Below are 22,323 nucleotides of genomic sequence, written 5' to 3'. Positions count from 1 at the left end.
CGGGATCACGTTTTCCCTTTATCATCACTGCTTTTTCTCTTTTTTCTCTATCTTCAAAGCAATCAAAACGCATGTCAAACAAGCGATAATTGTGCCGATGATGTCAAACCAATCGGTTTTTCCTCTATTTAAAAGAAACACGGTGGCTGTTGAGGTCAGGGTGATCATGGCTGCCAGCAGTATGACACGTTTTTTGCTCATGTTATTTCTCCTTCCCATCATCTCCTTTTGTCTATATTCCCTTTGTACTTTCTATCAAAAACCCTTCAACACCTGAAAATCATAAAGCTTCAAATGGCTTTTCGGGGTCACGACTTTTTTTACATCTTCTATTTCTTTATCATTAAGCTTCTTCCCTGTTTTCAAGCTATATTGCTCAATGCTTGCGGGTTTGTTGTAGCTGTATGTGAAGAAATAGAGTTTGTCGCCTTTTCTGTGAATCTCTTTGAAATCAGATTTCATTTTTTCTTGGGAAAGCGTAAAAGCGGCTTTGCTTTTACCTGTTTGGGAGTTGATTTGATAGACTTTGCCGAAGCCGTCGATGAAATAAAGATGCTTTTGATAGGAGAAAAAGCTTTTTTTGAAGCTGAACGGCATGGAGTCGTATAGAACTTGTTCGTCTTTTTTGTATGTGGCGATGTCATGAAGTTCAACTTTGCCGCTTTTTTTATCGACTTTGACCATTTGATAGATATTGTCCGCTTTTTCACCCCGTACGACAAAATGGACCGATTCCTGATCAGCCGCGAGCTGGGATTCGACCGAAGTTCCTTCTTTGTAGGTCCATTCCGCTATCGTTTCATAGGTAAGGTCTTTTTGGTCAGTTCGTATTTTCAGTATCTTGTATCCTTTTTCATCATCCGTCGGAATCAGCGCATAGATGGAATCGCCGTCAAATCCGGAAGCGCGGATGTAGAAGGGGATGACGTCCTTTTTCCATTTCCCGTTGAATTGGCGGTAGAGTTCTGAGCGGTAGTGATTGCCGTCTTTATCAAATCCGGAGTTATACAGGGTGTAGAAGCCGTTTTGGTCTCCAACATAGCCGGCGCTGTCTCCTGTATGCTGATACGTTCTGTCATAGGCTGTAAGCCCGTTTTTAATTGTGAAAATCGTTTTTTTATCCTCCAGCATGACACTCTCGCCATTTACGCCGGCAGAGCCTTGTTCAAGCCCCCTCATCTTAAAAGAAGACAGGCTGCCGTTTTGGCCGGCAAATAGGGCATAGCTTTTTCCACCGCCAAATGTATCCTGATCAGCAGCGGTGGAAAAGTAAAGCAGTGCGTCCTTATCATCCAGAAAGTCCTTCTGCTTCAGATCCTTTTTATCCACGGCGATGTAGCCTTTTTCGGCTGATGATGCGTATATGGCGACTGCGGCAGACGCGGCGATGACAATGCTGAGCAAGATGATCCACCATGATTTTTTCTTCATTGCCCTCTCCTTAAGATGGAAAGCCCAAAAAGAACCGCTTTTCAGGCTTTCCATCTGTTTATTTAGTTAATGGTCGCAATGGTTGTTGTATATGAGGAGCTTGTGATGTCACGCGGATACACCCCGGCTCCTCCGTTGCTGTCAATATCAATACCCGCTTTCAGCAAGAAGGCGGACCATAATAATTTGGAACAGTTTTTCGCGCCGTCATGTCCTGTGTTTCTGTTGTTGATAAAGTTAAAAGAGTACGCATCTCCGACCTTGGATACCGCCCAGTCGGCTGCGGCTGTTTTTTGGGAGGATGTGACGCTGACGCTTTGCACGATGGAGTTATCCTCTACATCTCTGGCGTTGTAGGCAATCTGTCTGACTCCGTCACCGGGTACAGATTCAACAATTTTGTCCGCGGCGGAATACATTCCGACATGTCCGTGGTTATAGTAGGCTGTGTAAGAGTTGGTATAATAAATGTTCCCTTTGGAGCTTTTCGGCAGTTTTTTCGAGCCTGAGGAGCCGCCCATGGTCGAGTAGCTTTTTTTGGCGATTTTGTCTCCTTCGGCTTTGTCAGCGGTGATCTCTTGATGGAATTGTTTGAGGATGGCTTCTGTTTTTACGTTCTCCTGTTTTGCGAGCTGTTTTGCAGATTGGATGACTTCTTCAGGAGTGGTGCCTGGCTGGAGTGCAGCTATTTCTTCGGCATAAGGATAGTCTGCTGACGTTTTTGCGGCTTGCGCGTTTGACAGTGGTGTGGTGAGAGTAAGAGCCAGAGTGAAGGATAGGATCACGCCATAAACCTTCGATTTTCTTTTCATTACATCGCCTCTTTTCATTGTTTTAATGGAAATTAAGTTCCATATATTCATTATAATATCAGATTATTACAAATAGTCTATTAAATTTACAATTTTTTAAAAATATTTCTTGTACACAGGATAAATCGAGATGGGCTAAAATGATTCTTTAGAGATAGTCTGACAAAGGACATAAAGAAAAGAGAGGACTTTTCTGACGCAGCCCTCTCTTCCCATCATAGTTCCTTGCTCATGCTGATATCTGTTTCGGTATAGCCGGTATGTTCGTAAAGCCGCCGTGCTGTTTCATTATGGGCAAACACATGCAAAGACAGTTTTTTGACGCCCAGCTCCTTCGCCTTGGCGTCTAATGCGGCCAGCGCTTGTTTGGCTAAGCCCTGTCCCCTGTATGGCTCATACAAGCCAAAGCCGTAGATAAAGGCTGCTCGCTGCGGATGAATCGGATCAATATACAGCCACAGCCAGCCGATGGATTCCGTCTCATTGCGTGTGATGGTCCAGTGGCGGTGATGCTGTGTTTGTAAGCCTTCTGGTAAAAGATGGCAGAAGGCGGCCTTTGCTTTCTCATCTGCATCCTCTTCTGTCCATGTACCTGCTGTTATTTTTTCCTTCGCATAGTGTTGATTTGAATACGCGCAGAAAGCCTGGAATTCACTTTCCTCCATCGGCTTCAATGTGATCGGCATACTTCCTCCTCCTATTTCATAAAAAAACCTCCGTGCAGACGGAGGTTTTCTTTTTATAGCAATTTTTTGCCCAGCAATGATTCAGCAAGCTCAACTGCTGCATTTCCGGTTTTGTTTTTGTGATCCAGGATCGGATTCACTTCTACAAATTCAGCGGAAGTAATGATCCCCGCATCGTACAGCATTTCCATAGCCAGGTGGCTCTCTCTGTAGCTGATGCCGCCGACGACAGGGGTGCCGACACCCGGTGCATCGCTTGGATCGAGTCCGTCTAAATCAAGGCTGAGGTGGACGCCGTCACAGTCTGACAGGTAATCAAGGGTTTCTTCGATGACCTTTGTCATGCCAAGGCGGTCGATTTCATGCATGGTGTATACCTTCATACCGCTTTCCTTGATATACTTGCGCTCTCCTTCATCTAGTGAACGGGCTCCGATAATGACGACGTTTTCCGGTTTGATCTTCGGCGCGTAGCCTTCCAGATTCACCAATGACTCATGGCCGATGCCAAGGCTGACGGCAAGCGGCATCCCGTGAATATTGCCTGATGGTGATGTTTCAAGCGTATTCAAATCGCCGTGTGCGTCATACCAAATGACGCCGAGCTTATCGTAATGCTTTGCCGTACCGGCCAGCGTGCCGATGGCGATGCTGTGGTCGCCGCCTAGGACCATCGGAAATTTTTGTTCTTCAATGACATTGTTGACCATTTGGGCGAGCTTTTCATTCCCCGCCAGTACGGAATGTAAGTTTTTCAGTTCTTGGTCATTTTTAATATTTTCGCGGTTGATCGGGATGTCGCCGAGGTCTTCAACCGAATAACCCATTTCTGATAACCGTTCGATAAGATGGGCATATCGTATCGCACTCGGCCCCATGTCAACTCCGCGTCGTGCTTGTCCTAAATCCATTGGCATTCCAATAATTGAAATTTGCTTATTCATCTGTAATTCCACCTCAACATATATGATGTTGTCCTGTGCGGGTAACAGCAAAGATGACTTGGACAAAAATGATTAGATTTCTAGTTGTTTATTTGCCTGCTGGCGTTTTTTGATAAATAGATGATAAATAACCACACATATTACCATAAAAGGAATGCCGCAATACAGAGCCATACGCTGTTCTGAGTCAAAAGCAAGGCTTATGAGAACAATCGTGTTTAATGTTAAGCCGACAATCGGCACAATCGGGTAAAGCGGCGTTTTAAACTTTAAGTCTTCTACTTTTCCGCCGTCACGGATATATTTTCGTCTGAACATCAATTGGGACAGCGTAATGGTGATCCATCCGACCTGCGCACTCATTCCCGCCATCGACAACAGCCAGATATATAAAGTATCCTTAGCCGCAACGCTTGAAAGCAGAGAAAGACTGGCGAACAGCAATGTCACCAAAAGCGCGTTCATCGGAATCCCCCGTTTATTGGCTCTTCCTAAAAACGCAAATGCTTGTCCGTCATTCGCCATAGAGTACATGATCCGCGTGGATGCAAATAACCCGGAATTGGCCACTGATAGCAGGGCGATCAAAATGACAAAGTTCATCATATCAGCCGCGTACGGAATTCCGATTTGATCAAATACTACGACAAACGGACTTTCCACGACACCGGCTTGTTTCCAAGGAATCATTCCGGCAATAATCGCAACCGATAATACGAAAAAGATCAGGGTTCTCCAAACGGTCTGTCTGATAGACCGGGGAACGGTTTTTTCCGGATTTTCACTTTCTCCCGCGGCGATCCCGATTAATTCGGTCCCTTGGAAGGCGAAATTCACGGTAATCATCGTAATCAGCATAGCCTGGATTCCGTTAGGAAATAACCCGTCCTCATAAAAATGAGAGAATAAAGGCGCTTCTTGTCCGCCTTTTAAGTCTATAAGGCCAAACATGGCAGCTCCGCCAAGAAAAATGAAGAGTAAGATGACGAGAATTTTAATGCCTGAGAACCAAAATTCCGATTCACCAAATGCTTTAGCGGTCAACGCATTCAGCAGGAACAGCAATCCTCCGAATACGAGGCACCACACCCACACTCCGACATGCGGAAACCAGCGGAGCATTAACTGGCCCGCCGACAAAAACTCCAAAGCGACCGTAACCGCCCAGCCGAGCCAATAAATCCACCCCACCGCAAAACCAAAGGCCGGGCTGATAAATTTTGTCGCGTAGGTCTGAAACGATCCTGATACCGGCAAGGCGACCGCGAGCTCTCCTAAACAGAGCATCGTCAGGTACATGATAAAACCGCCTGTTAAATAAGACAGAACCGCACCGAGCGGCCCCGCTTCATTTATGGTATAACCGGTTCCAAGGAAAAAACCGGTCCCTATGACTCCTCCCAATGAAATCATGAACAAATGCCGTGATTTCATCGTCCTTTTGAGTTGATTTGCTTCTTGTTGTTTCGTATTCACATATCTGCACCCTTTCAGCAACTTGTATTGGATCTAAGCTGTAACACCCGCCTATCGTGCTGATGTCAGTTTGCTGTCCAAAGAGCCTCTATCTGTTATCTATTTAATATCAAATTCATTTTAATACATAAAGATACATTATACTAAAATACTGAAGCTGCGCAAATAGTGAGTGGCTAATTTGTTATTGAAAATTTATACAGATGCTGTGAATATCGCGAGCTTAAGCGGATTTATGCTTTTTTCAGCACGTGTTTAATTTTTTCGATCGCCCAGTCCAAATCCTCTTTAGAAATGATTAACGGCGGAGCGAATCGGATAACGGTTTCATGCGTTTCCTTGCATAATAATCCTTCTTCTTTCAATCGCTCACAATAAGGGCGCGCAGCTTCTGTCAGTTCCACCCCGATGAAAAGGCCTCTTCCGCGGATTTCTTTTATCATCGGATTATCAATTTGCTCTAGTTCAGCTTTAAAATAGTCTCCCAGCTCCAGTGAACGCTGAGCAAGCTTCTCATCCTCCAGAACTTCAAGAGAGGCGATAGATACAGCGCAAGCGAGGGGATTGCCGCCAAAAGTAGAGCCGTGTGAGCCTGGGTTGAACACATTCAGAATATCACGGTTCGCCGCAATGCATGAGATTGGAAATACGCCGCCGCCAAGCGCTTTCCCCAAGATATACATATCCGGCACAATGTTTTCCCAATCACAGGCGAAGGTTTTGCCGGTACGGCCGAGCCCTGTCTGAATTTCGTCAGCAATAAACAGCACTTGCTCCTCCTTACAAATAGCCGCCGCTTCTTGTAAAAAGCCTTCAGGCGGTATCACAATCCCCGCTTCTCCTTGAATCGGTTCAAATAGGAAGGCTGCTGTATTCGGCGTAATCGCTTGTCGCAGCGCTTCTGCGTCTCCGTATGGAATCAGCTTAATCCCAGGAAGCATCGGGCCAAATCCCCGTTTATATTCTTCTTCAGAAGAAAGAGAAACCGCCAGCATTGTCCGGCCGTGGAAGTTTCCGACACACGCGATAATTTCCGCCTGATTGTCCGCTACCCCTTTTACCTCATAAGCCCAGCGTCTTGCCGCTTTGATGGCGGATTCAACAGCTTCGGCTCCTGTATTCATTGGCAATATCATGTCTTTACCCGTCAGCTTGGCTGTCTTTTCATAAAACGGTCCCAGCTGATCATTGTGAAACGCACGTGAAGTGAGCGTGATTTTATCGGCTTGATCCTTTAATGCCTGAATGATTTTCGGATGTCTGTGCCCCTGATTGACAGCCGAATAAGCGCTTAACATATCCATATATTCATTACCCTCAGGGTCCTTCACCCATGCACCGAGCGCTTCAGAAATAACAATCGGAAGCGGATGATAGTTGTTTGCCCCAAAATGTGAAGTTTGGCTGATGATTTCTTGAGATTTTGATAAAGCTGACATAATACTCATTCCCCCTGTAATGTGTGATTCAACATGTTATGCTGCTTTCCCTTTTTTATAAATGCAAGTTCCGTGCCAAAGCGAAAGAATGAGGTTTTTCGTCAAAATTCTCGGTTTTCCTGCAAAAATTTCAGGCAGTTTATGTGCAAAGAAAGAATAAGCGCAAAATTTTTTTGCATTTCTCGTTTTAATTATGAAGAAATTCATTTAAAAGCAAACTAAACAGTTATAACTCAACAAGAAAAGGAGCCATCCAATTGGGGATTGCTCCTTTTACTATGATGAAACATCATCATAGCCATTTTCGTTTTTCCTTAATTCACATTAAAGTTTCATTTATTCAACTGTCTCTGATATATAAAATAGGAGCTTACTATTGATAATATAATACAGCCAATTGCAGCAATGAAAATTATTGATTCTTTATAAGTTGATGGAAAAAATGCAGTAAGCATAATGATAACTCCTGCTAGGACAAAAAGTTTTGAACTAACTCTATGTGTATCCTTCCAAACCCTTTCATTGCTCAACGTCCATGGTGTTCTAATCCCCAAAAAGAAATTAGGCTTAACTTTCTGAATAAAGTTTCCAAACACCATGAAAATCGCCCCCGATACAAAGCTTCCTAAATAAGGTATAGGGAGATCGTATCCTAGTCCAATCAAAATGGTAATAAGGTTAATTATAAACAGAACCGCAAACATTGTATTAAATATAGCCATATATGGGCGCATAAATGTTTTGTAGTTATTTTTAGGATCAATCTTAGGGATGATTACCATTAAAATATATTGAATAATCATTATGCCAATAAACGTCATCATTGCATTAAATTTCGAAGAGTAATCATCTGCATCTCCATTTATTCCCCAGTGTGTCACCAAATCGTTTGGTAAAGATGAATATGTGAAAACCCATGTTAAAATGGTTAAAACAATGATAACTACCGAAAAGAGATATTTTTTCATGATTCTCCACCTTTCTTCTTATCATGTTCTGAATCAGTTAGGGAAAAGAACCAGCCTATAAGATCCTGTAATACAGTGGTATTTAATGAATAGATAATAAATTGACCTTTCTTCTCATCGAGAACTAAATCAGTATTCTTCAATATGTTAAGATGATGAGAAATACTAGGTTTTGACATTTCAAAGTGTTCTGCAATTTCCCCAGCTGTCAAATCTTGTTTCTTTAATAAATCTAAAATCTTTCTCCTAGTGGGATCGGCGAGTGCTTTAAAAGCTTTATTCAAAAACTTTCCCCCTCTCACACATTTAGATATTTAGGTAATCATCTAAATATTAATGTGTTTCCCTTAAATTGTAAATAGATATATTTACTCAGTTTCCAATTATTTTGTTTTATTAAAAAAGTTTTTATTTAAACAGATAAGCGCAAAATTTTTTTGCATTTCCTTCATTATTTATTTTAAAATAATGAATGTTAAGACGATTATAAGGGGGGATTCTTCTGCACACAAACAGCGAATTTTTCACACTGGTTTTAGAAAGCATTCTGGAGGAAATCGATGTCGGTCTGCATGTGGTAGACGATCAAGGCAGCACCGTCATTTACAATAAGAAAATGATGCAGATTGAAGATATGGACGAACAGGACGTCCTGCATAAAAACCTGACTGATGTATTTATGTTTTCGAATCAGCAGGACAGCACCCTTGTACAGGCTCTACAGGAAGGAAAAACGATTAAAAACGTGAAACAAAGCTATTTCAATAATAAAGGCCAGGAAATTACGACGATCAACCACACCTTCCCGATTGTGAAGGACGGCGAGATCAAAGGCGCGGTAGAGATCGCAAAGGATGTGACGAAGCTGGAGCGTCTGATCAGAGAGAACATGCACAGAAAAGAACAGAACAGCTACACGTTTGACAGCATTCTCGGCGACAGCCCGGCGATTCAGGAGGTCATCGAAAATGCGAAACGCGCGACCCGCACCTCCTCGTCTGTGCTGCTTGCAGGCGAAACAGGCACCGGAAAAGAATTATTTGCTCAGAGCATACATAACGGCAGCCAGCGATCGGGCCGCCCGTTTATTTCACAAAACTGCGCGGCCTTGCCTGACAGTCTTGTCGAGAGCATTTTATTCGGAACGAAAAAAGGGGCATTTACAGGAGCGGTTGACCAGCCCGGCCTGTTTGAACAAGCCAATGGAGGAACACTTCTGTTAGATGAAATCAATTCTCTGAATCTCAGTTTGCAGGCGAAATTACTTCGCGCCATTCAAGAAAAGAAAATCAGACGCATCGGCTCTGTCCAGGATACGCCGATTGATGTCCGGATTATCGCCACGATGAATGAAGATCCGATTGACGCCATTGCCGGAGAGCGGCTTCGTAAAGACTTGTATTACAGGCTGAGTGTGGTCACACTGATTATTCCGCCGCTTCGTGAACGGAAAGAGGATATTTTGCTGCTCGCTTCGGAATTCATACAGACGAACAATCACTTATTTCAAATGAATGTAAAAGATCTGAGTGAAGAGGTAAAACAATTTTTCCTTTCATATGATTGGCCGGGAAATATTCGCGAGCTTGAGCATATGATCGAAGGGGCGATGAATTTTATAACAGACGAAGAAATGATTACGTTTGCCCATCTGCCGTATCAATACCGCATGAAAATCCAACCCGCTGATAAGCCATCAGAAAATACCGCTGATCCGCAGCCTGGGGCAGATTTAAAAGGGAAGATGGAAAGCTTTGAAAAATATATCATTGAGAAAATTTTAAGAAAACACAGTTACAACATTTCGCAAACGGCCAATGAGCTGGGCGTCAGCAGACAAAGCCTGCAATACCGCCTGAAAAAATTCGCTCTGCATGGCAAAGAGTAGCATTCAGAAAGGCTTTTATCCCGCAAAAAAAGGGCTGCATAGCGTTCACAGCCCTTTTCATCCTTTATCAGCCCTGTTGAATGAGCTGTTCTTGTTTGAACCAGAAATTCTCACTCACAGCTAACGTGTGTTCTGCATTTACAACCTGGTGCCACCAATTGCGGGGCGCATAAATGATTTCCCCCGGCTTTTGAGAAAAGTATATCGGTGTTGCCTGCTTTACGAGCGTTTTCTGCTCCATATCCTCTTGATCAAAGACGTTGATATTTCCTTCATATAAATACGGCGTATCATCCGGATGGAAAAACACCCAATCCTTTTGGCCGAAGATGACGGCATTCCAAGCATGCGTTTTGTTAAAGTCTTGGTGAAGCGGCGTGCCTGTTTGTTCAGACCCGAGAAAAAACCATTTAAAATCCTGGCCTGTCTCATCATCTACTCTTAACGTATCTTTAGTAAAGTAATCAGGGGATGAATAGACAAGATCGAGATCCTTTTGATTAAGAGCCGTAAAGTTCCAATCACAGTACCAACGATCCTCATTGTCGTGAATATGCTCAATGTAATTGGCGAGCCTGACTTGTTTAAACGTTTTGACTCCTTCAATATCAGATTTTCTGATGGTTACGATTCTGTCGCCATACTTTTCTTTAATAAAGTCTAACGTCCATTGCCTGCACTCCCAATTTTCCATCGCATCCAATAAGATAAAAGGTTTTTTATCAGCATAATCACTTAAAAACCGCTCATACGATAAGTCTTCGATTCTGATCTTGTCAATTAACATCAAAACACCCCTTTTATTCGGCAGCACACCGCCTTTTGTTTTTCGCATAGCTATACGGGCCGACAAATACCGTGACTTTTTTGTCTTCAAGCCATAAAATTTTATTGAAATTCTCCAATAAATGCCGATCATGAGATACACAAATAACCGTGCCTTGAAACTGCTGCAGGCTGTTTTCCAGAATTTCCTGAGATTCAATGTCCAGATGGTTGGTCGGCTCGTCCAAGATTAATACATTTAACTTCTTCTCCATTAAAATCGACAGCTTTAACCGTATTCTTTCTCCGCCGGATAATACGGACAGCTTTTTAAAAACAGACGAACCGTAAAATCCGTATTTCGCGAGAATATTCCGGGCCATCCCCTCCTCAGACATCAGATTTTCTTTGAAAAATTGGACGATCGTTTGGTTAGAATCGCCTACATGGCTCTTTTGGTCAATATATCCGATCTTTAAATTCTCACCTATCTTTATCGTGCCATCCGCCAGTTGTTTCTCGCCGATGATGCATCTGATGAGTGTGGTTTTCCCGACACCGTTTCTGCCGACAATTCCGACTCTGTCCTTATGTTTAATATTCAGGTTCAGATTTTCATATAACATGGCAGATCCTTGCGCGACGGTGCCGTTTTCAATGAACACAATGTCTTTTGATCCGATGCCGGCTTCTTGAAAAGCATTTTTCAGCTTTTGCTCTGTTTTTACCGGTTTATTAATTATTTCTATGCGCTTTAATGCTTTTTCCATATTATTTGCCCGTCTGTGAAGACCGATCGATGGCGGATTGGAACGGTTAGCCCAGTCTCTTAGCTGTGCGATTGATTCTTTCATTTTTTGAATTTTCTTCTGCTGTTCTTCGTATTTTTCAAATTGTGCAACAATGAATTCCTCTTTCTTTTTCAAAAATTCATTAAAGCCATACGGCCAAATCCTCAGTTCTTTGTCTTCTAATTCCAGCACCTTCATGGCTGCCTGATTCGCAAATGTCTTATCATGGGTTGTAAAAAGAATGGTTTTGTCCGATTTTTTAATAAAACTCTCCAGCCATTCAATCGCATGTACATCTAAATGGTTGGTCGGTTCATCTAATAAAATGATGTCATCATTCCGGATTAAGATCTCTGCAAGCCCTGCCTTTGTTTTTTCGCCTCCGCTTAAACTCGAGAACGGCTGATCCTTCAGGTGGCTTATGCTGAGCCCGTTACAAACATCATCAATGATGGTATGCATTTGGTATCCGTTATTTCTTTCGAAAATTTCTGTTAATTTACTGTATTTCTCCAGGAGATTCGTCAGTTCGCGGTCGCTCAGCGCCTCAGATAATTTCACTTCAATGGCTTTCATCTCGTTTTGTATCTCCATGAGAGATTCAAATGACGTCTCCAGGTATTGATACAGCGTCATGTCTTGCTTCGGCTCTGCAATTTGCTTTAATAAACCGACAGTCGCCCCTTTGTTGATGGCGATATTCCCTTCCTCCGGATCCAGATGCCCGGCAAGAACGTTGAAGAGAGTGCTTTTTCCTGAACCGTTTGGGCCGGCGATGAGTATTTTTTCTCCTTCATTAATAAAAAATGATACGTTTTGAAATATACAATCCCCCGCAAGATTTACCGTAAGATTATGGACATTTAACAATGATCATCATCCTTTAGTGAAGCGCTAAAGCTCCACTTTTTCTTGTTGGACGGAAATATTGGCTTTTTGTTTATAAAAGCTGATAAGCATAAATAGCGACAATAAGATGGATAACACACCGATAACAGTCAGCAGCAACGCAGTATCGAAGTAATCTGATAAGAAACCGATTAGCGGGAACGCGATAAACATTATGAACGATGTCATTAAGCTGATAATGGAAAGCAGCGTAGCCCTCGTTTTGGATGGGATTTCATTATTAATCACTTGGCTCGATACAGGATCGATAATGTCATACAACGCATTAATCAGAACAAAAGCCGCAACGGTAATATAGATGCTGCTCAATGGAATAAAGAGATACAGGACTCCGATGATACAAAATGTCGTGATTAACACACGTCTCGGAGTGAATTTCTCTGCCGGCTTGGACGATAAAAATGAAAACATCGCCTGCAATAGGGATAAGCCCGCAAAAATAATAGATATATCACGTACGGAGATGCCTTCTTGGCTTAATAAATCTTGCCCGTACATATAAAAAACAGACGTAATGGCAAAAAAGACGGAGACAGACGTAACCAAATATTTAAAAGCCCGGTTGAGTCTGAAAAAGTCTCTCACTTCATTCACAATGGTTCCTACGGATTGCATTTGATCGTCGCTGTCCGTAAATTGGATTTCCTTTAATTGAGTAATAACAGCCATTGCAATCAGCTGTGTCAGAATACCCGCGATAAAGACATAGGACCATGAATGTTCTTGCAAATATCCGCCGGCGCCCATGGCGATAGCCAATCCGACAATAACTAAACCGTTATAGGTTCCGATCGATTTGCCATAAAGCTTTTCTTTTCCATTTGTTTTTAAGGAATCATATAAAAAAGCATGGTCAGTCCCGGAAATAAAGGTTAATCCTACACCATAAATAATGTGTGCCAATAATAGAATCCAAAAATCATGGAACAGCAAAAACATGGCTAAATAAATAATAATGAGGGAATGTCCCAGCAGCAGCGATTTTTTCCTGCCGATTTTATCTGATATGATACCGGTCGGAATCTCCGATAAGAACATAGCCAGATTTAATACGGACTGCAAAATGCCAACGAGAAATAATGAATAATGTAAGCTTGTTAAATATAAAATCCATATTCCTCTTTCAAAAAAAAAGTTCCCAAAAAAACCTGAGAAGTATAACAAGTTGCGATTTCTCAATTCAATACCCCTTTCCAGCTATCTGCATTTCAAATCATGAACAGAAAGGAGGCCGTCCGGATTCAAATAAAAACCTTCTATGCATGGATCTTGCAAATACAGACTTTTCCCAAAGCAAATTGGATAATATTGTGTTGTATTCTCGAATAAACCATAAAGTTCCTTCTTTTTTTTATGCTTGGCGAACTCAATGATGTCAATCTTCACCTTTTTTTCTGGAATATCATGAATAAAATATTTCAAATAACTCATATAATGCAGATAATTTGGAAGAAAAAGGTGAAGTTCAATATCAAATACCCTTTTATCCAAATGATAATACTCATGAAATGTTGAAACTTTATGAATCACAACATCAATTCCGCTTTGTCTTACAATATCAGCGACTTTCTCCATGATTTCACCGTTCGGGTAATAATCAGCATATACGATACGGACAGGTTCATTTCTTACGATCTCTATTTCTTCATGTTTCTCTCTTATATTGCTGCTCACTCCCAGCAGCGAGTCTGTCGGAATGACAATGTGCCTCAAGTCTTGCGCCAATTGCTGCTTGTTCAGATTATTTTTAATAAATCGCAGCATCATGCCGTCTTTCACCTTTAACGTGAACAGCATGGGCAGACTGCTTTCTTTAAAATCAATATAAGTCCGATAATCCATATTTGTATGGTGGAACTGAGTATGGCAGGTGACGTCAATTTTGCTGTTTTCATAGAGTTCAATGCTTTTTGTTAAATTGTCATTGAAGACAAAATGAATGGACCGGATGGTATTTTGATCCGCCGGGGTTATTTGATATTCCGGATTTCGTTCAAATTCCAGCCCCTTTTCATCTTTATGAATCAGCCGGTAGGGCCCGTTTGCCACAGCGTCGCCATTCTGTTCCGAAGGGATAAGAAAACTGCTTTGCAAAACGGTTTGAAAAGCTTCAAATGGTTCATCCAAGGTGACTTCAAACTCTCTTTTGTTCATCACTTTCAGTCCCAATTCCTCAGGCGGCATAAGCCCTTTGACAAAAGGTATCGCGTTTTTAATGCATAGGAAACTTGTGAGATGCGGGCTTTGATTCTCTTTTATCAAATGAAATGTTATGGTGTGAATGAGTTTTTCTGCATCTCCGATATAATGAGGATGAAGCTTTACAGTATATATTTGATGCTGCTGGTGTGTCATGCGGCAATTATAACCGTGGCGCAAGGATTCATACATGATGCTGGAAATAAACTTGCTGGTATAATCGCTTGTGATCAAAGGATTTAATTGAATGGGGAGGCTGTCGATTTCTATTTTAAGCGGCTCGTCAGCATTTCTTGCTGCACGATTCAGCCTTTTCATGAGATGCTTTCCTTTGTATTCAGTTTTGTCTCTGTAATTTTCAATTGATCAAAGTGTAAACTGATGTTTGTATTGATAGATTTAGGGGCGTTTCCTGCCAAATAGGAAATAATATCATGTGACATGAATGATGAAATAATACTATTTGTCGCACCCAATGACCCCTTTATTGGTTCAGACGGAAAAATACTGATAAGATCTTTGTGTTTATGTTTTTCATAACTTATGCCTGCCCGATATGATTCAGGGGTCAAAAGCGGTCCCCATTGTCCGCTGGAAATACCGACACCGCCAGTTATAAATGCGATGTTTCGCTTTTTGCAATAACCATACACCCATTCTGATATTTCAATTGGTTTGTCGGCAGCATTTACAAATATATCAATGCCATATGGGTTCAGAAAATCGAGATCTGGCATTGCTTTGATCTCTTTATGAAATACTGACACTTCTGCTTTGCTGTTGATGCCAGAGATATACTGCTGACATTCGGCCACTTTCGGCTTCCGGACAGAAGAGCGGTTATAAACAAATTGTCTGTTCAAATTATGTATAGATACATCATCATAATCAATTAATATAAAACGCTGCACTCCGGCTGAAACCAAATGCTGGAGAATGATAGAACCTACTCCGCCAAGCCCCAAGATCACAACAGTACTATGATCCAGTTTCTTTTGGATGTCATTAGGATTTTCTCCGAATTGCTCCAAATAATAAAGCTGCTTCTCTACTATGTGGTCCTTATATTGGTTCTCCCACACCTCTATCAGCGCACCCATTCCCTGTAATACACTGACCAGCCGAATCCCATCAGCTTCCCCCAGCACTTCACATATCTCTTTTTCATAGCATCCGTTTTTTAACTTATCGATCACTTTCAGAACGTTAGCCGAAGGTTCAAGCTTAATCGCCTTTTGATATTGAATAATGATATGGGTAGAATAGGTTAAAACCAGCACGCCATCTTTGAATGTCATTCGTTTGCTGTCGTTTAGCATCTTTTTATACCTCCCAAAAAGATAATAACTCCCCAGAGAGAGGGGAGTCGCTTTCAACTAGCAACGTTGCACCAAGTTTGCAGTTTCAGTATCAAGATCAAGTTCTTCAATCTTCATCGTTTTACACCTCCCTGCTTCCAACAATTTCATAATAATATCAAATTAAGGGATTATCAACACATTTTTCAGAATTTTTAAAATATAATATGAAAGACTCAAGAGCTTGTTTCCTATCTTTTTACCCTCTTTATTTATACTCATAATTTACTATATAAGATCGTCTGGAACGTTTCTTTCCTATGTAAGGGAAAGCCCTGTTTGGTCTGTCACTGGGCATCAAAACAAAATGGAACATACATTTACATCATTAAAAACACCGCTCACAACCATAAAGAGCAAACGGTAAAAGTAAACGCTGAGAACGGAAGCATTTGCAGCTAAATCAGCCGTTTCACGTGTAACATTTACTCAAATACTTCATGTCTGCTTTGAAATACCTCTTTACCTGAATACGTGTGACCCGTGTTCAGTTCTTTTCATAAAACAGCAAAACAGCCTGGCGTTTTCGCCAGACTGCTTTTTTATCGTCCTAATTTATCCGCTTCAGTTAGCTTGATTTCCGCAGATTTTTCTTTACCGGCCCGGTAAAACTTCACCTTCACCCGATCACCGATTTTTTTCTGATACAACTGCTTACGAAGATCGACAATGTCGCTTATCTTTTCACCGTCAAACTCAGTAATCACATCAAGCTCCTTAAGCCCGGCTTTACCGGCAGGCGATAATGTGGATACGCCCATTACCACTGCGCCTGACGTTACCTTTTCAGGAAGCTTCAGCGTTTCCTCCCAATGGTAGCTGGCAATGTCGCTCAGTGATTTCATTTCAATTCCGAGATAAGGACGCCTCACTTCTCCGTATTTCTCTAAATCCTCGATCACAGGTATGGCAAGCTTTGATGGAATGGAAAGGCCGATGCCCTCTACCGCTGACTCAGCGATTTTCATTGAATTAATGCCGATCACTTTCCCGTCAATATTCAGTAAAGCGCCACCACTGTTTCCCGGGTTAATCGCAGCATCGGTTTGCAGAACCTCCGCATTCCAATCCGCCTGGCCGTCGCCATTAGAATCAACCGGCACAGCACGTTCAGTTCCTGAAATGACACCCTGTGTCACCGAACCGGCAAATTCAAGGCCTAACGGGTTTCCAATCGCGATGACAGGTTCTCCAGACTTCACTTTATCCGAGTTCCCAAACTGCGCGACCGCCTTGATTTTATTGCTATTCACCTTTAATACCGCCAGATCCATCAGCTGGTCGCTGCCAATAAGCTCTGCTGCCACCCGCGATCCGTCTTTCAGGCTGATTTCGATTTGAGAAGCGCCTTCTATCACATGGTGGTTGGTCACTACATAGGCGGTATTCCCATTTTTCTTATAAATGACGCCTGAACCGCTTCCTGCCTCGCCGCTTTTTCCCCAAAAGTCGGTTTTCTGGATATTCACTACGCCGACGACAGCCTCAGACACATTGCTGACAACCTTTGTGACAGCATTATTCACACTTACATTTACTGTACGGACCGGTTCTTGGGTGTTCTCGCCGAGATTTGTTTCTCCTGTTTCAGAACCCCAATTTGACAGGTACGGCATCATAAGCGCCATCAAAACAGCTCCGACAATGACGCCGATCAGGCTTGAAAGAAAATATCCTCTTTTGCCTCTCCTTGGCCGATCCGGAACATAATTTTCATCGTCACGATTATAATCCACCATATTCAAATCCTTTCAGAGAACATAAATATGGTTATAGTGTAGGTTAGAACGGATCATAATAATCATGATTCTGATGAAAAATTACACAGCGCATAGCGGTGTCGGTTTTTTTGGATCAGTATCAAATAATTCAAAGGTTTCGCCTGTGACATACCCTTTAGACGCCAAAGTCTGCTGGACTGACATTCTGGCGAGTTCTTTCATGTTGTTGTCCTGACTCAAATGCGCCAAATAGATACGCGATGTCTCGTCTCCGATAACGTCCGTCATGGCGAGCGCCGCGTCTTCATTGGACACATGCCCGACATCGCTTAATATCCTGCGTTTAATGCTCCACGGGTATCTTCCCATTTGCAGCATGCCGACGTCATGGTTGCTTTCAAAAACAAACGCGTTTGCCGAGCGGATAATGCCCTTCATTCTGTCGCTGACGTACCCCGTATCTGTCATTAAAGCAAGCTTCCGGCCATTATAATGAAACACATAGAACATCGGCTCCGCAGCATCATGAGAAACACCGAACGACTCTACATCAAGTCCGCCGAACGATTTCACCGTCTCCATCGGAAAGACGAACTTTTGCCCGTTGTCTAATTTGCCAATCTGATTCTCCATTGCTTTCCATGTCTTCTCATTCGCATAGACGGGGAGCTTGTACTTTCTGGCTACAACGCCGAGCCCTTTAATATGGTCGCTATGCTCATGAGTGACAAAAATCCCGTCCAGATCATCCATGTTCCGTCCGATTTGCGCCATCAAGCCGTCCATGGCTTTCCCGCTCAACCCGGCATCTACCAAAAACGCGTGATCGTCTGTTTCCAAGTAAAACGCGTTTCCCGTACTCCCGCTCGCAAGTACGCTAAATTGCAAGCTCATTATATCTCACTCCATTACTTTATTTGACTAGAATCAAACACTCTGCTGTCCATTGCATTCACCGTAAAATTCTCTTGAACCTTCTTCTTCGTTCCATCTACGGTCTTTTCGTATTCCACTGTAATTCTCCAAACCGGCGCCAACACTTGCGTACTTGTCAGCGGGTATTGGGCGATATATCCGAACTTCACCGTTTTTACCGTACTGTGGGCCTTTAACAGATTTTGATAATACAATGATTCAACAGCATCCAATTCAGAGATCAGGCTTTCCTTCTGGATTTCTTTAAACGTATCGAGGGTTGATTGTTCATAGGAAACGACTTCATTTTTGTCATTTAAGTGCAAAATCACTTGTCCGATCATTTCTGAAGCGTCATCGTTTTCCTGATAAATATATTTCCCTTGATATGTTTGGAAGAAAATCACTTGTTTTTTATCCTTATCTACTTTCCAAAGCTTATATTCTTCCCCATCTTGAAATTCTGAGGAGACAAGCGCCTTTGCATCATCTTCCACACTATCCTTTGAGAGAGCGATAGGACTGGTAAACTCCATTTTTAATTTCGTCACTTTATGCTTGTCACTCGGCATGTCCATCTTAGGTTTTTGGCCTTTAAGCGATTCTATCTCTTCTTTAGTAAAAGATTTCTGATTCGCTGTAATGCGTGAACCTTCCTTTGCGTTGTCAGATAGTGTGCCATAGGTAATATGATCTTCATTCATGTCAGTCTGCACACTTGAGTTTTTAATCACGTCGTACTCACTGCTCGAACGCTTTTCAAAAAACTGGTAGCCCAAAAAAATATCGAGAACGAGGAAGGCAATGATGAAGATTGTCTTTGTCTTATTCCACTCCACTAGTTGCCCCCCTCCTTCGTTAATAAATCTTTCGTTATCGGCACAGTTTTCCCGTTAATTTTCATACCCCACACCGGCTTCAGCTCTACAATCGGTTCATCATTTGAGGAAGCCGCAACTAGTTGGTACGCAGGGAAAATTTGATCTATATTATCGATATCATATACCTGTTGTTTCTCCAGCAAATTTTTCACTTCGCTGCCGCTCATCAGATCAGCTGTGCCCGTTTTAATAGGATTGGTGCCAAGAATATAATTCGGCCGTTTATAGCTGAGAATATCATCACTGGCCCATTGCAGCGTCATTACCGGCGCTGCGCCGAACGGTTTGGACTCACTATTAATAATCGGCAACTGGTTCATAAACATATAGAAGGTCAGCTGCTGGCTGTCGTTGATATTAAAAAACTGATAATCATCCGTCCAGCTTCCTGTATCTTCTAAGTATTTATGACTCTTTTTGATTAACTCCCCTGTTTGGGAGGAGGTGCTTTGCGTCAGATTGCGATGCTGGAATTGAATTTGCCGCTGGCTGGCGCTTACCTCTAAACGGCTGACTCCGTCTGTCAGCACATTACGATTGTAATTTGAATCCTTCCTAACCGTATTCGGTTCACTGAACAGCACCTGCTTAAAGGTGTTCGTATCAATCGTCTCTGTTATAAATTCTTTACTTTCCATTTCAAGTGATTTGTTCGGCAGTAAAAATTCCTTCTTCGTTCCGAGTGAAAACAAACTGTATGAAGGCATGCTTGATTTCTTACTGTAAAGGTCACTCATAATGTTTCGATAATTAGCCGAATCGACAGTGATTTCAAGAATCAGCTGCTTGCTGTAGGACGCAAGATATATTTTCTTGTTCGTTTTATTTTCATTAAAAGGAATAACGATATGGTCAAAGGAACTATACTCAAAAGTCTGGTTCGACCATTTAAACAATTGCTGAAAAATATCAATAGGTATCGTATCGCTGAATTGGAGGTCCAGCTTAGAAGCTGAGCCATTTCTCCCATAAAGCCAGTTTTTAAATCCTGGCTTATCATATTGGTCTGAAATATCTTTAATTGCCTTTACATCCCAACGAGGCAAGTCGTTCCAGATTTTATTATAGAGATCTGAATCGTCCACTTTGTAGTGGGCGCCGTTATCATGGATGAATATTTCCCGCGGCTTCACTACCTCAGACAGTTTTTGGCTAACCTTCTCAATCTTATATTTCTCACGCACTGTAGATTTTGTCGATGTCGAGCCTTCCATAAAGTTTGGCTGAAACGTCCAGATGCTCCACGTAAAAACAAGACTGATGATCACGAGTATGGAAAGTATTATGGTTTTTATATTTTCACGCTTCATCCCAATCATCCTCTTGTTCTTCTTTATATGGAAGAGTAAATGTCACAGTCGTTCCTTTACCCTCTATGCTGTCGGCCCAAATGTCGCCGCCATGCGCCTGAACCATTTCCTTCGCAATGGCAAGCCCCAAGCCGGTTCCGCCAAGCTTTCTCGTTCTCGCCTTGTCCACTCTGTAAAAACGTTCAAAGATTTTTTCCATGTCTTTCTTCGGTATACCGATTCCTTCATCTTTGACACTGATATAGAGCAATTCTTCCTCTTCATTCACATTTACAGAAAACGTCACATGTCCGCCTTCTGGTGAATATTTTAAGGCATTCGAAATAATATTATCGAGTACCTGCGTAATCTTATCTTGGTCTATCTCTACATATAGGCTTCTATCCGGCAGCTGGCGGATAAATTCAACATGCTGCTCTTTTGTCATTTCAAAACGGTCAATAATCAGAGAAATAAACCGGATGAAATGAATCCATTCGCGATTAAATTGATAATCCTTACTGTCAAACTTAGAAAGCTGAAGCAGATCATTTACGAGTCTGATCATGCGCTCTGTTTCGTTCTGGGTCACCATCAAGAAGCGCGGCGCAATGTCCTTATTTTCCCATGCGCCTTCTGCAAGCGCCTCTAAATAACTCCGCATCGTCGTCAGCGGCGTACGCAGTTCATGGGACACATTCGCCACAAATTCTCTGCGCTCCTGATCAATTTTTTCCTGCTCGGTTACATCATAAATGACAGCGATTAAGCCATCAATTTTGCCATGCTCCCGTTCAATAACAGAGAAATTCACGCGAAGCACAGTCGTTTGTTCTTCACGCTCAATTTCAAGCAGCATAGATTCCTGCTGTTCTACCAGATCCTCAAAGGTGAAATTCTCATGAATCCCCAACAGGGACGTGATTGGCATTTCTAAGGCTGTTTCACGTGAAACATTTAAAAGCTCCAAAGCCGGACTGTTTAAGAGAATAATAGCTCCATTTCGATTTGTCGCAATGACGCCGTCTGTCATATAAGCAATAACAGAAGACAGCTTTCTCCTCTCACCCTCAGTCATCGCTTGAGCATCTTCCAATTCTCTTGTCAGATGATTAAATGTCGTTGCAAGCTGCCCAATCTCATCATGTCCATACTTTCTGACTTTTCGGGAGAAGTTCCCTTTCGCAAGCTCCATTGCCTGTCTGCGCATATCTGAAAGCGGATGGGTAATGGTCCTTGCCAGAAAAATGCCGAGCAGAGCCGTCAGAACAAGAGCTAATCCTGTACCGGATGCCAGTATTTTGTTTATCGTCTTCATTTGATTAAAGACATCTTCCATACTGGCTACTACATATATCGCTCCGACAACTTCCTGATTCTCTGTCATGACCGGCTTTGCCGAAATAAGAACCCTGATTTTACTTTTCGGGTCATAGTATTTTCTGCTGTAAGACTGTTTCATAGAAAAAATTCTTTTATATATCGGGTCTGTCGTTTGTTTGCCCGCTACTTCCTCTCCATACGGTTTAGAGGAAGCCAAAACTTCATAGCTTTTGTCGACAAAACTGATTTCCCGTATCTCATTGCTCTTTGTAAAATCGTTCAAGATGCGGTTGACATCATCTTTAATAACTGTGCTGTCATTGTCACTCTTATATTCCTGCTCTATATAATAGGAGAGGTTATCAATCCGCTGATTAAGAGAGGTTTCATAGGAATCAATCAGTGACTTCTCTACCTGCTTAACAAAGTACACCCCAATAATTTGCATAGCTACGATAATTAAGAGTACATACATTAATGTAATCTTAAATTGGATCGACCGAAAAAAACCAACCTTATTCATGGGAG

The 22,323-nt window shown here is 42.2% G+C and carries 19 protein-coding genes and 1 pseudogene; 1 reads left to right on the top strand and 19 read right to left on the bottom strand.

Annotation, left to right across the window (positions count from 1 at the left end; translation table 11 throughout):
• Positions 1-24 precede the first annotated feature (24 nt).
• The 9 genes from AXI57_RS21650 to AXI57_RS00430 form a co-directional block, all read right to left on the bottom strand.
• A complete protein-coding gene (locus AXI57_RS21650) occupies positions 25-201 on the bottom strand; it encodes a hypothetical protein (protein WP_169800239.1) in 177 nt (58 codons plus the stop codon).
• Positions 202-255: 54 nt separating this feature from the next.
• Complete coding sequence (locus tag AXI57_RS00465) at positions 256-1,431, bottom strand: hypothetical protein (protein WP_061668907.1); 1,176 nt, start codon at positions 1,429-1,431, stop codon at positions 256-258.
• 62 nt (positions 1,432-1,493) lie between these two features.
• Entirely contained in the window at positions 1,494-2,243 is a 750-nt protein-coding gene (locus tag AXI57_RS00460; protein ID WP_013390712.1) for a hypothetical protein, read from the bottom strand.
• Between the two features lie 215 nt (positions 2,244-2,458).
• The gene (locus tag AXI57_RS00455) at positions 2,459-2,929 is read right to left on the bottom strand and encodes a GNAT family N-acetyltransferase (RefSeq protein ID WP_061668906.1); all 471 of its coding nucleotides are present in this window, start codon (positions 2,927-2,929) and stop codon (positions 2,459-2,461) included.
• A 53-nt stretch (positions 2,930-2,982) separates the two neighbouring features.
• Positions 2,983-3,873: an arginase gene (rocF, locus tag AXI57_RS00450; protein ID WP_010790498.1), complete on the bottom strand. Its 891-nt coding sequence runs from the start codon at positions 3,871-3,873 to the stop codon at positions 2,983-2,985.
• Positions 3,874-3,945: 72 nt separating this feature from the next.
• A complete protein-coding gene (locus AXI57_RS00445; RefSeq protein ID WP_061668905.1) occupies positions 3,946-5,349 on the bottom strand; it encodes an amino acid permease in 1,404 nt (467 codons plus the stop codon).
• Positions 5,350-5,582: 233 nt separating this feature from the next.
• Entirely contained in the window at positions 5,583-6,788 is a 1,206-nt protein-coding gene (rocD, locus tag AXI57_RS00440; RefSeq protein WP_061571997.1) for an ornithine aminotransferase, read from the bottom strand.
• A gap of 332 nt (positions 6,789-7,120) precedes the next feature.
• The gene (locus tag AXI57_RS00435; protein WP_061668904.1) at positions 7,121-7,756 is read right to left on the bottom strand and encodes an SdpI family protein; all 636 of its coding nucleotides are present in this window, start codon (positions 7,754-7,756) and stop codon (positions 7,121-7,123) included.
• The gene (locus tag AXI57_RS00430; protein WP_061668903.1) at positions 7,753-8,040 is read right to left on the bottom strand and encodes an autorepressor SdpR family transcription factor; all 288 of its coding nucleotides are present in this window, start codon (positions 8,038-8,040) and stop codon (positions 7,753-7,755) included. The genes AXI57_RS00435 and AXI57_RS00430 overlap by 4 nt, the downstream gene beginning before the upstream one ends.
• 218 nt (positions 8,041-8,258) lie before the next feature.
• Between AXI57_RS00430 and AXI57_RS00425 the strand changes: the two genes are divergently transcribed.
• The gene (locus AXI57_RS00425) at positions 8,259-9,644 is read left to right on the top strand and encodes a sigma-54 interaction domain-containing protein (protein ID WP_061668902.1); all 1,386 of its coding nucleotides are present in this window, start codon (positions 8,259-8,261) and stop codon (positions 9,642-9,644) included.
• 67 nt (positions 9,645-9,711) lie between these two features.
• On the opposite strand, the gene AXI57_RS00420 is transcribed toward AXI57_RS00425, so the two are convergent.
• The 10 genes and pseudogenes from AXI57_RS00420 to walK all read right to left on the bottom strand — a co-directional run bounded on the left by AXI57_RS00420 (position 9,712) and on the right by walK (position 22,318).
• Positions 9,712-10,431 carry a cupin-like domain-containing protein gene (locus AXI57_RS00420; RefSeq protein WP_061668901.1) on the bottom strand — a complete coding sequence of 240 codons (720 nt, stop codon included), beginning with the start codon at positions 10,429-10,431 and terminating at the stop codon, positions 9,712-9,714.
• 13 nt (positions 10,432-10,444) lie between these two features.
• The gene (locus AXI57_RS00415) at positions 10,445-12,070 is read right to left on the bottom strand and encodes an ABC-F family ATP-binding cassette domain-containing protein (protein WP_061668900.1); all 1,626 of its coding nucleotides are present in this window, start codon (positions 12,068-12,070) and stop codon (positions 10,445-10,447) included.
• Positions 12,071-12,094: 24 nt separating this feature from the next.
• Entirely contained in the window at positions 12,095-13,288 is a 1,194-nt protein-coding gene (locus AXI57_RS00410; RefSeq protein WP_061668899.1) for an MFS transporter, read from the bottom strand.
• A gap of 18 nt (positions 13,289-13,306) precedes the next feature.
• Entirely contained in the window at positions 13,307-14,626 is a 1,320-nt protein-coding gene (locus AXI57_RS00405; RefSeq protein WP_061668898.1) for a periplasmic substrate-binding domain-containing protein, read from the bottom strand.
• Positions 14,623-15,627 (bottom strand): ThiF family adenylyltransferase, encoded by a 1,005-nt coding sequence (locus tag AXI57_RS00400; RefSeq protein WP_061668897.1) that lies wholly within the window; start codon positions 15,625-15,627, stop codon positions 14,623-14,625. Before AXI57_RS00400 ends, AXI57_RS00405 begins: the two co-directional genes overlap by 4 nt.
• A gap of 581 nt (positions 15,628-16,208) precedes the next feature.
• On the bottom strand, positions 16,209-17,405 hold the full coding sequence (locus AXI57_RS00395) for a S1C family serine protease (protein WP_003326117.1): 1,197 nt from the start codon (positions 17,403-17,405) through the stop codon (positions 16,209-16,211).
• Positions 17,406-17,486: 81 nt separating this feature from the next.
• Complete coding sequence (locus AXI57_RS00390) at positions 17,487-18,281, bottom strand: MBL fold metallo-hydrolase (RefSeq protein ID WP_003326116.1); 795 nt, start codon at positions 18,279-18,281, stop codon at positions 17,487-17,489.
• Between the two features lie 14 nt (positions 18,282-18,295).
• Positions 18,296-19,141, bottom strand: coding sequence for a two-component system regulatory protein YycI (locus AXI57_RS00385; RefSeq protein WP_003326115.1), 846 nt, complete (start codon positions 19,139-19,141; stop codon positions 18,296-18,298).
• Positions 19,128-20,493: pseudogene (gene yycH, locus AXI57_RS00380) on the bottom strand (two-component system activity regulator YycH). Before yycH ends, AXI57_RS00385 begins: the two are co-directional and overlap by 14 nt.
• Positions 20,483-22,318, bottom strand: coding sequence for a cell wall metabolism sensor histidine kinase WalK (gene walK / locus AXI57_RS00375; protein WP_003326112.1), 1,836 nt, complete (start codon positions 22,316-22,318; stop codon positions 20,483-20,485). Before walK ends, yycH begins: the two are co-directional and overlap by 11 nt.
• Positions 22,319-22,323 lie beyond the last annotated feature (5 nt).

This window comes from Bacillus atrophaeus, from assembly GCF_001584335.1.
In the GTDB taxonomy this organism is placed as follows: Bacteria; Bacillota; Bacilli; order Bacillales; family Bacillaceae; genus Bacillus; species Bacillus atrophaeus.
Note: the sequence above shows the minus strand (reverse complement) of the source record. Positions and strands in the feature narration are given on the sequence as shown.